Below are 14,066 nucleotides of genomic sequence, written 5' to 3' on the forward strand. Positions count from 1 at the left end.
TTTAAGGTTGGAAAACCTACAATATATCTAAAAATAATAAATATAGACAATATAAAATAGAAAGGAAGATTCATATGGCAACATTTATTTATCCAACAAATACAACGAGAGTAACAAGTGGTTTTAGAGGTGACAGACCAGATCATCATGGGGTAGATCTTGCTGAAGCAGGCTATCATCCGATTTATGCAGCGGCTAGTGGGAAAGTTAGTCGTTCGTATTTTTCATCTAGTTACGGTGAATGTATTATGATTGTTCATAATATTAATGGAGTTACATGGGAAACTGTATACGCTCACATGCGAAGTGGTTCTCGTACAGTTAAAGAAGGCGATTCTGTTACACAAGGACAAACAATTGGGGTTATGGGAGAAACGGGACAGGCTTATGGTCAGCACTTACATTTTGAAATGCATAAAGGCGGCTGGAATATTAATAAGAGTAATGCTGTGAATCCATTAGACTACTTGGGGAAAGGTGGCGCTGTTGGTACACCGCAACCAGAAGGAATTGGGTTCGCAAAGTCAATATACTGGGAAGGTTATGGTATTAACTATCATGATAGACCACATGGCAACTATCAGGGAAGCTTTACAACAGCAGCAGAAGTATTATACTGGGGTGCGTACTGGGGAGAAGATAATGATGTGTGGTTAGATTTAGGTAGAAGCCGTTGGGTAAAAGCGGAGCATTATTATTGGAGACCTTTCAAAGCAATATCAAAATATCCAGAAGGATATGGAGTAAACTTTTATGATGGAATTAACGGCTCATACAAAGGACGTATTACTTCAAAAGAACCTCTTACAGTATTCTTCCGTAAAGAAGGCTGGATTGATATCGGTGGGAATAGTTGGGCACCTGAGGAACACTTTGACATTGTAGATATTCGATAAAAAAACAACTCTATTAAGAGTTGTTTTTTTATTCATAAATTTTGATATAGGAAAGAAGAGGAATAGAAATGAAGAAAATTGCAGATTTATCTCATCACAATGGTTCAATAAATTGGGCGGCAGCTAGTAAAGAGCTTGAACTTGCTATTATACGTGTACAGTATGGATCAAGGACAATTGATACACGTTATAAAGAGTATGTACAAGGTTGTAAAGACTATGGTGTCCCATTTGCACACTATGCTTATGGATGTTATGTAAGTGTTCAGGATGCTATTGTAGAAGCGAATGATTTTATGGCGCGCGCTGACAAAGAAGCGAAATTTTTAGTATTAGATGTGGAAGATGATACATTAGCAAGTTGTGGAGCAGTTAACTTAGCGAAAGCTTCACAGGCATTTATTGATACATGCCGTGCAGCTGGCTGGAAAATAGGTCTATATGTATCACATCACATGTATACAAGCTATGGACTAAATACTGTGAATGCGGATTTCCTTTGGATTCCACGTTATGGAAATAAACCAGCCTATAACTGTGATTTATGGCAGTATACGGAAAGTGGTAGTCTTGCGGGCGTATCTGGTAATGTAGATTTAAATTACTTAAACGGAGAAAAATCTCTTGAATGGTTTACAGGTAAAGGTGGCGTTGTTGGTACACCGCAACCAGAAGGGATTGGGTTCGCAAAGTCAATATACTGGGAAGGTTATGGTATTAACTATCATGATAGACCACATGGCAACTATCAGGGGAACTTTACAACAGCAGCAGAAGTATTGTACTGGAATGCGTACTGGGGAGAAGATAATGATGTGTGGTTAGATTTAGGTAGAAGCCGTTGGGTAAAAGCGGAGCATTATTATTGGAGACCTTTCAAAGCAATATCAAAATACCCAGAAGGATATGGAGTAAACTTTTATGATGGAATTAACGGCTCATACAAAGGACGTATTACTTCAAAAGAACCCCTTACAGTATTCTTCCGTAAAGAAGGCTGGATTGATATTGGTGGGAATCGTTGGACACCTGAGGAACACTTTGACATTGTAGATATTCGATAAAAATTCCAGTAGTAACTGTTTTTGTATTTTATAAAGTTATGACATAAAAGATAGCTTTAGCAAGAATTATAAGACAGAGATAGCTATAAGGACATATTGGTGTTAAAAGATGATAAAAGATTAGAGTCACTCGAATGAGTAATTATTTAGATTAGAAAAGGAGTGAGAATAATAGAAGAGCAGATCTTAAATTCAATGATTCAACAAGGAGCATTCGCAGCGTTATTTGTGTGGATGCTTATTACTACACAAAAAAAGAATGAACAGCGCGAAGAACAATATCAAAAAGTTATTGAAAAAAACCAACAAGTCATTGAAGAACAAGCAAAAGCGTTTAGTTCGTTGGCGAAGGATTTATCAGATGTTAAACAAAAAATTTTGGGACATGGTGATATGAAATAAAGCATCATGTTAAACTATTTATTCCGCAAGCAAGTTCACTAATGAGAACGTAATCGAAATACATCTCTATACTAAGAAAAAAAGCCCTGATACTACGATATCAGGGCTTTTTCGTCATTTATCTACAATGAATTGCAGTGAATATTGTCGTAATTTATGAGGTGTAATTAAGAAGTCATTTAACAAGAATAATTTATGTTGACTCGTTCTGTATAAAGAACTAAAATGGCATTAATTAGAAATGTTTGTATATTTAAAAAATAAAACATATTACTTTTATTTCTGTTTTTTATGGGAATGTCAACTGGAATCTCATTGGTATTAAATGAGGGGGAGAAGTAATGAATAAGGAAATAAATTTAAAAAATCTATTTACTGTTATATGGAAAAGGGTATGGATACTACTGTTGTTTACGACTCTCACAACCGTAGGAGGAGCGATGTATAGTATGTATATGAAAACACCTTTGTATGCCTCCTCAGCAAGGGTTATTGTTCAAGCTAATGCTGAAACGATGAATACATTAAAAGCGATGGTAAATGAGCCTGTAATATTAGAAAAAGTAGCGGCTGAATTAAATATTAACAGATCTGCAGGTGCATTAAGTGGACAAATAAGTATAGAAAGTGTACAAGGCTCTCAGATTATGAGAATAAATGTAGTGGATATTGATCCTGTACTTGCACATAAAATTGCAAATACGACAGCGGCTGTTTATAAGAAAGAAGTAGCAAATATACTAAATTTTAATAATGTGAGTATATTACCAGAAGACCCAGTTCAAAAACATTCGATGCCTATAAATATAAATCACCTTAAGACGATACTAATTGCGTTCTCTGTAGGTATGGTGCTCAGTATCGGTTTTATTTTTTTATTGGATTCATTTGATGATAGAATCAAATCGGAACGACGAATTGAGCAATTGTTAGATGTCCCTGTTTTGGGCGGGATTTCTAAAATGAATAGGAAAAATACGGAAGACAAATTCAGTAAAAAAAATACAGTGGTACTGGGGGATGGAACGGAGTGGCCTACAAAAATAGACGAAAAACAAATAAAGTTAAAGGAGAAAGTATAATTGCTTATACAGCTCCAAGATCGAAAATTTCGGAGCAGTATCGTTCGCTTCGAACAAACCTTCAATTATCTTCGTCTATTCATAAAAGCAGAACTATAGTTATTACTTCTCCAAGGTATGGTGAAGGAAAATCAACGATTACAGTTAATTTAGCAGTCTCAATAGCACAAAAAGGTGAAAAAGTATTGATAGTAGATGCAAATTTACGAAAACCCACGATTCAGGAAATGTTTGGAGTAGAAAATACAGTTGGATTAACTGATATATTGAACGGAAAAACAAATTTAGAAGGCGCTGTAAAAAAAACAGAGATGGAACGTCTTGATATATTAACTAGCGGTCCAGTACCATTCAATCCATCTGAAGTACTTGGTTCAGGTGAGATGGATATGTTAATTCAAAAGGCAATGGAACGGTATGACATCATATTATTTGATTCTTCCCCTGTATTAGAAGTAACAGATACGAGTGTATTAGTTGATAAGTGTGAAGGAGTACTTTTGGTGATCCGATATAATCGTACTGTGAGCGAAGATGCGCTTGAAACGAAAAGAGCGCTAAGTTTTACGAAAAGCAGAATATTGGGTGCAATTTTGAATGGGAAAGTATAAAGGGGATTAGAATAATAAATTTAACCTTCTTACATAAAAATGTTCGTTATAAAGAAAGAATAATAGAATTGTGATGTGGTGATGTCTCCTGACCGCTATCAATGGAGGCACTCGATTATGCTGTGGGTTGTGAAAGCAACCTTAGATGCGAGTCATCAAAAGTGTAATGTGAGGGAGGGTTAGATGCCCATATTTTATTAAAGTTTCTAGCTATGTACTTTTAATAAAGAGTATATAGTTAGAAACTTTAACTTTGAAAGAGTTCAGTAAGGAATTGATTAAAGGAGGAAGTTATATGACGTATCGCCGGAGGATATCGTTATTGCTTTTAATGGATTCACTGATTGTATTAAGTGCAGTTTTTTTTAGTTATTTTTTTGTAAATGCTAGCTTTAGTGTTATCACTTTATCATCAGTTATTAGCTCTATCACTCTATTAGTTAGTCATCATTTATTTGCTTTTGTTTATAAATTGTATAAAAAAGCTTTGGAATATGCAAGTATAGGAGAGTTGCTAATTATATGCAAGGTCGTTACATTTTCAATACTTACTACAGCGGTTGTACAGCAAATCATTATGCAAAAAATGTATTTTCGATTGTTAGTTGTAACTTGGATGATTCATATTTTATTAATTGGTGGTTCCCGCTTTATTTGGAGAATGTACAGAGATATTTATTATGTAAAGAAGGGTGATAAAAAAAGAACGTTAATTGTTGGTGCTGGATCAGCTGGGACGATGGTTGCAAGGCAGTTGTTGAAGAATAATACTGCTGAATTAATGCCAGTCGCGTTTATTGATGATAATGTCAAAAAGCATAATCTTGATATTTGGGGGATTCCAGTAATAGGTGGTATGAATCAAATTGATTATGTTATTAAAAAACTGAATATTGAGATAGTTATCTTGGCAATTCCTTCGTTAAACAAGAGAGAGAGAAATGTTATTTTAAAAGATTGTTTAAAAACAAAAGTAAAAACTCAAATCCTTCCCATGTTAGAAGACTTAGTAACAGGTAAGGTTTCAGTAAATGAATTTAGAGATGTTCAAGTAGAAGATTTATTAGGGCGAGATCCTGTAGAGTTAGATGTGGAAATTATTTCAGATTATATAACGGATAAAGTCATTTTAGTTACTGGTGCAGGTGGATCAATTGGTTCGGAAATTTGTAGACAAGTTGCGAAATTTAAACCGAAAAAATTGATTTTATTAGGGCATGGAGAAAACAGTATTTATTCCATAGAAATGGAATTAAATGAAAAATATAACGATATGAGAGGCGTGTTTATTCCAGAAATCGCGGATATACAAGATGAAAAGAAGATGCATTTAATAATGAATAAACATCTTCCAAATGTTGTATATCATGCAGCCGCACATAAACATGTACCATTAATGGAGAACAATCCTGAAGAGGCTGTTAAAAATAATTTGATTGGAACTATGAATATAGCAGAGGCAGCGAGAACACATGGAGTAGGAACGTTTGTTATGATTTCTTCCGATAAAGCGGTGAACCCGACGAGTGTTATGGGTGCAACAAAGAAATTAGCTGAGATGGTCATTCAGCACAAAGATAAAATAAGTCATACAAAGTTTGTTACAGTACGTTTTGGAAATGTATTAGGTAGCCGCGGAAGCGTCATACCTTTATTTAAGAAACAAATTCAAAATGGTGGACCAATTACAGTTACTCATCCTGATATGGTTCGTTATTTTATGACAATTCCGGAGGCATCAAGACTCGTAGTGCAAGCTGGGGCGCTAGCTAAAGGAGGAGAAATTTTTGTGCTGGATATGGGAGAACCAGTAAAAATAGTTGATCTTGCTAAAAATCTCATTCGATTATCAGGAAACTCTTTGGATGAAATAGGAATAGAATTTACCGGTATACGCCCAGGAGAGAAGCTTTTTGAAGAATTACTAAAAGAAGATGAAATGAATGAGAAGCAAGTTCACCCGAGAATTTATGTAGGGCAAGAAATGAATGTTCGTATAGAAGAAATAGAAAAGTTAATTTTGGAATATACAGAGTTAGATGAGATGGAATTAAGAAAGCGATTGTTAAATTTAGTGAATCAGCGAAAAACTTTAAAACTATTAATACCAGTATCAGGTTAATAGCAAAAAATTATTATAAGACGGGTGCGTGGGATGGTGTCTAAAAAAATTCTGTTTTGTGCAACTGTGGATTATCATTTTAAAGCTTTTCATTTACCGTATTTGAAATGGTTTGCAGACCAAGGATGGGAAGTGCATGTTGCAGCGAATGGGAATATACATCTTCCGTACGTAACTCAAAAATATAATATTCCTCTTCAAAGATCACCGATTAGCGTACAAAACTTTCATGCATATAAAAAACTTACATCAATTATTCATCAAAATAAATATAATATCATTCATTGTCATACGCCTATGGGAGGAGCAATTGCTCGTCTAGCTGCTAGAAAAGTGCGGAGAGAAGGCACAAAGGTTATATATACAGCGCATGGATTTCATTTTTGTAAAGGATCATCATTCATAAATTGGCTCTTATACTATCCAATCGAAAGAATTTTAGCTACTACTACGGATTGTCTTCTAACAATTAATCAAGAAGATTACAGTTTAGCAGTAAAGCATCGATTTCAGGCGGGAAGTATTAAACTCGTTCATGGTGTAGGAGTAGATATAGAACGATATATTCCTGTTAATGAAAGTGAAAAGGAGCAATTAAGACATAAAAATGGTTATAATTCTGAAGATTTTTTAATGTTTTATGCAGCTGAATTTAATAAGAACAAAAACCAAAGCTTCTTAATTCAATCATTGGCACAATTAAAAAATGAAATTCCGCATGCGAAGCTACTACTTGCTGGTGAAGGGCCTTTAATGAAGGAGTGCAAAAATATAGCGGCTCAACTAGGTGTGAGTAGTATGGTGCATTTTCTTGGTTATAGAAATGATATAGCCCCTTTGCTGCAGATGTGTGACCTAGCTGTTGCATCGAGTTACCGGGAAGGTTTACCAGTTAATATTATGGAAGCTATGGCTTGTGGACTTCCAGTTATCGCCACTGACAATCGGGGACATAGGGAGTTAATTATTCATAATAAAAATGGTTGGATTATAGATCGTGATGATATAAAGACGATGTCTGAAAGAATAAATTCTATTTCTAAAAGTATTAAATTACAAGCTCAGTTTGGACGGTGTGGGCGTACTATTATTACAAGTAAATATTCAGTTAACGAAGTGTTAAAAGAGAAAAAAGAAATTTATACAACATATATGGATGAAATGGAGGATTTAAATTGGGCACTCCATTGAGAGTACTACATGTAGTCGTAAATATGAATAGAGGCGGAGCCGAAACTTTAATTATGAATTTGTATCGTAATATAGACCGCTCAAAAGTACAATTTGATTTTTTAACTTGTAAAGAAGGAGTGTTTGATGAAGAAATAGTAAAGTTAGGCGGGGAAATTCATAGAATTCCATATGTTACAGATGTTGGTCATAGGGGCTATATAAAGGCGCTAGATAATTTCTTTAGTACCCATACGCAATATAAAATCGTTCATTCACATATAGATAAGATGAGCGGATTTGTACTTCGTTCAGCTAAAAAAGCAAGGGTGCCAGTTAGGATTGCGCATAGTCATAATACTAGTAGTGAGGGTGGTATTGCTGCAAAAATCTATAAATGGTATGCGGGAAAATCAATAGCCATATGTGCAACACATTTGTTAGCATGTTCAAATGCTGCTGCCAGATGGCTATTTGCGGATAAAGCCGATGTAGCTAGAATCTTAAAAAATGGAATTGATTGTGATAGATTTTTGTTCTGTCCAGACATACGAAAACAAGTAAGAGAAGAATTACAAATTGAGAAAGATACTCTTGTTGTAGGTCATGTTGGAAGATTTGCTCATCAAAAAAATCATGCTTACCTTATAGAATTATTCGCGCAGTTAACTCGATTTAAGCCGGATTCAATTCTTTTATTAGCTGGCGAAGGGCCGCTTCGCGTGGGAATTGAAAATAAAGTAAGGGAATTGAATATGGAGAAGCATATACGGTTTCTCGGGATACGAGACGATATAGAAAGGATACTTCAAGCATTTGATGTATTTGTTTTTCCATCCATACATGAGGGATTGCCACTCACTCTCATAGAGGCGCAAGGAGTTGGTTTACCTTGTATTATATCTGATACTATTACGAAAGAGGTGGACTTGGGAATGAATTTAGTTGAACATGTTTCTCTAACAGATAAATTTGCTTGGATAGAAAAAATGAAAAATATAGAAACTAGTAATTTTTCGAGGAAAACACCAACTCAAGTAGTATTCGCAAAAGGATACGATATAAAACATACGGCTGAATTAACTCAAGACTATTATTCTGTACTTTCGAGGTGAGTAATTTGAAGAATTTAACGATTTTCACCCCTACTTATAATAGAGCATATTGTCTTGCAAATTGTTATGAGAGTTTAAAACATCAAACATGTAAGGATTTTGTATGGTTAATAATAGATGATGGATCTAGTGATAACACAAAAGAATTGGTGGATAGCTGGATTGCTGAAAAACATATCAAAATTAAGTATCATTGGCAACAAAATCAAGGGATGCATGGTGCTCATAATACAGCATATGAAATGATTGATACGGAGTTAAATGTTTGTATTGATTCTGATGATTATATGCCCGATGAAGCGGTAGAAAAAATCCTTTCTTTTTGGAGTAGCTATGGAAATGAAGAAGTTAGCGGGATAATTGGATTGGATTTGTATACAAATGGACAAATAATTGGCTCAAAGTTACCAGAGAACCTTAAACACTCCACGCTTTTTGATCTTTACAATAAACATGGTGTCACAGGTGATAAAAAATTGGTCTATCGCACAGAATTGACTAAGAAATATCCATACCCAATTTTTAACAATGAAAAATATGTAGGGTTAGCATACAAATATTACATGTTAGATCAACAGTATGAGATGTTACTAATGAACGAAGCGCTTTGTTATGTGGAATACATGGCTGATGGATCATCAATGAATATGCTAAACCAATATCGTAGAAACCCAAAAGGTTTTGCTTTTTATCGCAAGGAACTTATGAAATTACCATTTACTAATCGACTATTTAAGTATAGGCAAGCTATACATTATGTATCTAGTAGTTTCATATCGAGAAATAGAAAGTTTATACAAGAATCGCCATGTAAAGGACTGACACTTTGTGCACTGCCATTTGGGGCTATCCTTTATAGTTATATTACAATGAAAACAAAAATGAAAGTAAACATGTAGAGACTTATTTAGTAATTAAATGAGAGGACAGAATAATGACCATACTTTGGATGAATCTTGCTATAGTATTCATGCTCGCATTTTTTGCAAGGTATTTTGCTATACCAGTGACTAATAGTCTTACATTGATAAAGCCCAATAGGCTGTTGATTATAATGGCGGCTTTATCTCTTGTGTTGGTGGCGGGGCTTCGAAATAATATTGGGGATACTTATTTTTATATGCATGCATATAAAATAACGGAGTTTAATTGGGAATATGTTCAAACTAATAAAGACATGGGCTTTAATATTTTTCAAATGGTTTTGAAAAAATATACGGATAATCCTCAAGTAATGGTTTTTACTACAGCATTGATAACAAATGTACTCATTGTAGCAACACTATATAAATATTCAAGACTAATTGAATTGAGTTTATATGTTTATATTACGTCGGGTATGTATTTAACATCAATGAATGGGATTAGGCAATATTTAGCCGCTGCAATTATTTTTGCTGCTACAAAATATATTTTCGAAGGAAAATGGAAAAAATATACATTAATTGTATTATGTGCATCAACATTTCATGCAAGTGCATTAGTTTTAATGCCAATATACTTTTTTGTAAGAAAAAAAGCCTGGTCAGGAACGACATATTTGCTCCTTTTTTTAGCGGTATGTGTAGTAATAGGTTTTAATCAGTTTTCGGAAATTTTATTTTCGGCTATTGGAAATACTCAATATGGTCAATATAAGGAATTTCATGAAGGTGGTGCCAATATACTTAGGGTTGCTGTGAATATAGTGCCAATTATACTGGCTTACCTTGGGAAAGATAAAATGAGGGCGTTATTCCCTGAAAGTGATTATATTGTAAATATGTCTATATTAGGTGTTGTTTTTATGATTATTTCAACACAGAATTGGATATTTGCTAGATTCTCCATATATTTTGGATTGTATCAGTTAATATTAATTTCTTGGGTTGTGAAGTCATTTACAGATAAAGATCAAAAGTTGATGTATTATGCAGTTCTAGTGTGCTATTTTATTTATTTTGTATATGAACATGTAATTACTTTGGGAATTATCTATAAGAGTAATCTACTTTGATAATAAAGTGCAAAATGCTAGGAGAGGATTGTTGAATGGGGATAGATTCTAAGCCTGAACCTATAAATAAAAAGAAGGTTTTACACATTGTCAGCGCTCTGAATCGCGGGGGAGCTGAAACATTATTAATGAATATATATAGGAAAATAGATAGGGAGCAGCTTCAGTTTGATTTTGTATCCCATCGAAATGAGAAAAATGATTACGAAGATGAAATAATGGCCTTAGGTGGGAGAATATATAAGGTACCTAGTTTAGGACAAATAGGACCTTTTGCCTATGTTAAAGAACTTGTGAAAATTATGTCGGATAATCAATATGAAGTTGTACATGCACATACGGATTATCAAGGTGGTTTCGTTGCTGTAGCGGCAAAAATAGCTGGTATAAAAAAGAGGATTTGTCATTCCCATAGTAATAATTGGCCACAAGACTCTGGAATAAAAGCAAGAGTTATCCTAAAGGTTTTGCAATCTATTATTAAATATGCTGGAACTAATTATTGTGCGTGTAGCGTTGAAGCAGCACGTTTTTTATTTGGTGAAAGGATGCTTCAAAGTCAGAGGATAGAACTGATTAAAAACGGTATAGATATTAATCAATTTACTGATATAGATGCTGGAAGTAGTGTCAGCGTAAGAGGGGAACTTAATATACCGAATACAGCAAAATTAATAGGACATATAGGAAGTTTTTCAGAGTCAAAGAATCATGTTTTTATCCTAAAAGTTTTAAAGCAAATTTTAAAAAGAGATTCAAATTTTGTTGCTATTCTAGTAGGAGATGGTCCGTTAAGGATTTCTATTGAATTAAAAGCAAAGCAATTAGGGATTTTTGAAAACATTAGATTTTTGGGCGTTAGGAAGGATATTCCACGACTCATGAAGAGCTTTGATGTTTTTATTTTTCCTTCTTTGTTTGAGGGGTTTGGTATTGTAACTTTAGAAGCGCAATCTGCAGGTGTACCATGTGTTGTAGCAGATACACTACCTAATAATACTGATATGGGGTTAGGGATAATGTCATTTGTTGACTTAGATGAAGAAATTGAAATATGGTGTAAAGAAATTTATAAAGCCTTGTTAAAAGAAAGACCAGACAGGGAATTCATAATTAACAATATATCGAAATTAGGCTTTGATATTAACGATAACATTTACGAGTGGCTATCGTTATATGGAATTGTGTGCAAGGAAGAAGTAGGGTAATCTAATTTGTTTTCATTTTATATGTCTGATGTATAAGGAAAATTGGTAAGCGTAACAGCAAAATACTAATATAAAATGAAGAAGAGAAATCAATAATAGATTTTGTGAGGTATCCTATTATGAAAAAGAAAAGAATATTAATTACATCTTTTGATATGGAAATTGGTGGAGTAGAAAGAAGTTTGATTGGTTTATTAAATACAATTGATTACAGTAAGTATGATATAGATTTAATGTTATTTAAACATGAAGGAGGATTTTTCTCTTTACTACCCAAAGAGCCGAATTTATTAGAAGAATTGCAACAATATACTACTTTTAGAAAATCAATTAAACAGATATTACAAGAAGGGCATTTCTCAATTGGAATTACTAGGATGATAGGAAAAGTTATGGGTGTTATGCATGGAAGGTTTGTAAATAGTAAAGAACCTGGATACTTTGTCATTCAATATGGATGGAGAATATCTCTTCCATTTCTTCCAAAATTGAGAGAAGAGTACGATGTTGCGATAAGTTTTTTATGGCCGCATTATTTTATAGGGGATAAAGTTCGAGCGAAAAGAAAAATTGGGTGGATTCATACTGATTATTCGAACATACAACTTAACAAAGAAATGGAATGTAAAATGTGGAGGGAAATGGATGATATCGTGGCGGTTTCTGAAAGTTGTAGAGATACATTCCTGAATAGTCTACCTTATATTAATAAAGAGGTGCAAGTGATAGAAAATATAATAGATTCTGAATTTGTTTGTGAACAATCCAATGAAGGAGATATTACTCAGGAAATATCAATAAATAGCGCGCGAATCAAGTTAATTACTGTTGCTAGACTTTCGCATGCTAAAGGAATTGATGACGCTATATATGCGCTTAGACAGTTATTAGATCAAGGGTATGATATCGAGTGGTACATAGTTGGATATGGGCCGCAAGAAGCGGAACTTAAATTGTTGATAGATAAACTAGGACTTCAAGATAAATTTGTTTTACTAGGTAAGAAGATTAATCCGTACCCGTACATAAAAGCATGTGATATTTATGTACAACCTTCTAGATACGAAGGGAAGGCAGTAACAGTTCGGGAAGCGCAAATTCTTAAGAAACCAGTATTAATAACTAATTTTTCAACTGCCAAAAGTCAGTTAGAGAACGGCGTAGATGGATATATTTGTCCAATGGGTATAAAGGGAATTGTCGAAGGAATAAAAAAAATGATTGATGATGTTGAATTCAGAAATGAAATTGTTAATAATGTAAGCCAAAAAAATTATGGTAATGAAATAGAAGTGGAAAAGATATATAGGTTAATTGAATTAGAATAGATTAAGCTATAAAACTAAAAAATCTTTTACTATTTATAAAAGATACTTGGGGGAATTATTTTTATGGATAATGTTTTAGTATTAGATACATCAGTAGGTTCTCTTAACAAGGGTGACGATATAATAATGAAGTGTGTAAAGCATCATCTTTCTGATATAACTAAAAATGCATATGTTTTAACATTACCTACTCATGTTTCACCTTTTCATTGGTACCAAGTAGCGAGAAAATCAAATAGGGTAAAGATTTATAGTGATGCGAAATATAAGTTTGTAGGTGGTTCGAATTTGCTAGCAATGGATATGTTTACTCATTTTCCACAGTGGAATATAAATATATTTAATTATGGTCCTTTAAAGGGGAGTATTCTGGTTGGAGTGGGTGCAGGCAAAGGGAATAAAATAAATCCCTATACAAAAATGTTATATAGAAAAGTTTTATCGCATGAATATATACATAGCGTTAGAGATGAAAGAACAAAAAAATTTTTAGAAGAAATGGGGTTTAAAGCTCTAAATACTGGTTGTGCAACTTTGTGGTCTTTTACGCCTGATTTTTGTAGGGGAATTCCGAGTGGAAAATCGGAATCGGTTGTTTTTACATTAACTCATCATTCTAAAGATCGTGAAAAAGATCAATTACTGATAGATATACTTAACAAAAGTTATGAAAATGTCTACTTTTGGATACAAGACGCTGATGATTTTGAATATTTAAAATCTTTAGAGGGTATACAAGGTATAAAAATTATATCTCCTACTATAGAGGCATATGAAAAAATCCTAAATACAGCCGTTGATTATATTGGAACACGTTTACATGGCGGTATATTTGCTATGCGTCATAAAAAACGTGCAATAATTATCTCTATAGATGAAAGAGCTAAGGGGATGGGGGAAACGTATAATTTAAATCTGATTGATAGAGAAGATTTAAATAATCTCGAAAAAATGATAAATGCAGAGTTTATCACGGATGTTCAAGTGAATTTTGATGTAGTAAATCAATGGTTAAAACAGTTCTCTAATTAACAAATGTATTGTGATAAAAATGGCGATTTATTAGGAGGCT

The 14,066-nt window shown here is 33.6% G+C and carries 13 protein-coding genes; all 13 read left to right on the top strand.

What is annotated here, in order from left to right:
* Positions 1-74 precede the first annotated feature (74 nt).
* Complete coding sequence (locus tag A6J74_RS26470) at positions 75-896, top strand: M23 family metallopeptidase (protein WP_000190134.1); 822 nt, start codon at positions 75-77, stop codon at positions 894-896.
* Between the two features lie 68 nt (positions 897-964).
* Entirely contained in the window at positions 965-1,960 is a 996-nt protein-coding gene (locus tag A6J74_RS26475) for a GH25 family lysozyme (protein ID WP_000716771.1), read from the top strand.
* 171 nt (positions 1,961-2,131) lie between these two features.
* Positions 2,132-2,362 (top strand): BhlA/UviB family holin-like peptide, encoded by a 231-nt coding sequence (locus tag A6J74_RS26480; RefSeq protein WP_073990767.1) that lies wholly within the window; start codon positions 2,132-2,134, stop codon positions 2,360-2,362.
* A 341-nt stretch (positions 2,363-2,703) separates the two neighbouring features.
* Positions 2,704-3,444, top strand: coding sequence for a YveK family protein (locus A6J74_RS26485; protein ID WP_001031073.1), 741 nt, complete (start codon positions 2,704-2,706; stop codon positions 3,442-3,444).
* Positions 3,393-4,055, top strand: a complete 663-nt coding sequence (locus A6J74_RS26490; protein ID WP_000323603.1) for a CpsD/CapB family tyrosine-protein kinase — start codon at positions 3,393-3,395, stop codon at positions 4,053-4,055. Before A6J74_RS26485 ends, A6J74_RS26490 begins: the two co-directional genes overlap by 52 nt.
* A gap of 295 nt (positions 4,056-4,350) precedes the next feature.
* Positions 4,351-6,177 carry a polysaccharide biosynthesis protein gene (locus A6J74_RS26495; protein ID WP_000222377.1) on the top strand — a complete coding sequence of 609 codons (1,827 nt, stop codon included), beginning with the start codon at positions 4,351-4,353 and terminating at the stop codon, positions 6,175-6,177.
* A 33-nt stretch (positions 6,178-6,210) separates the two neighbouring features.
* Positions 6,211-7,368, top strand: a complete 1,158-nt coding sequence (locus A6J74_RS26500) for a glycosyltransferase family 4 protein (protein WP_000253762.1) — start codon at positions 6,211-6,213, stop codon at positions 7,366-7,368.
* Entirely contained in the window at positions 7,353-8,462 is a 1,110-nt protein-coding gene (locus A6J74_RS26505) for a glycosyltransferase family 1 protein (RefSeq protein ID WP_000537132.1), read from the top strand. The genes A6J74_RS26500 and A6J74_RS26505 overlap by 16 nt, the downstream gene beginning before the upstream one ends.
* Before the next feature lie 5 nt (positions 8,463-8,467).
* Positions 8,468-9,361: a glycosyltransferase family 2 protein gene (locus tag A6J74_RS26510; protein ID WP_000793795.1), complete on the top strand. Its 894-nt coding sequence runs from the start codon at positions 8,468-8,470 to the stop codon at positions 9,359-9,361.
* 35 nt (positions 9,362-9,396) lie between these two features.
* A complete protein-coding gene (locus A6J74_RS26515; RefSeq protein WP_000154274.1) occupies positions 9,397-10,458 on the top strand; it encodes an EpsG family protein in 1,062 nt (353 codons plus the stop codon).
* Positions 10,459-10,493: 35 nt separating this feature from the next.
* Complete coding sequence (locus A6J74_RS26520) at positions 10,494-11,666, top strand: glycosyltransferase family 1 protein (RefSeq protein WP_000510526.1); 1,173 nt, start codon at positions 10,494-10,496, stop codon at positions 11,664-11,666.
* A 119-nt stretch (positions 11,667-11,785) separates the two neighbouring features.
* Positions 11,786-12,994 carry a glycosyltransferase gene (locus tag A6J74_RS26525; RefSeq protein WP_000730211.1) on the top strand — a complete coding sequence of 403 codons (1,209 nt, stop codon included), beginning with the start codon at positions 11,786-11,788 and terminating at the stop codon, positions 12,992-12,994.
* Between the two features lie 63 nt (positions 12,995-13,057).
* A complete protein-coding gene (locus A6J74_RS26530; RefSeq protein WP_000370972.1) occupies positions 13,058-14,026 on the top strand; it encodes a polysaccharide pyruvyl transferase family protein in 969 nt (322 codons plus the stop codon).
* Positions 14,027-14,066 lie beyond the last annotated feature (40 nt).

Origin of the sequence: Bacillus sp. FDAARGOS_235 (assembly GCF_002073415.2) — a bacterium.
GTDB lineage: Bacteria > Bacillota > Bacilli > Bacillales > Bacillaceae_G > Bacillus_A > Bacillus_A toyonensis.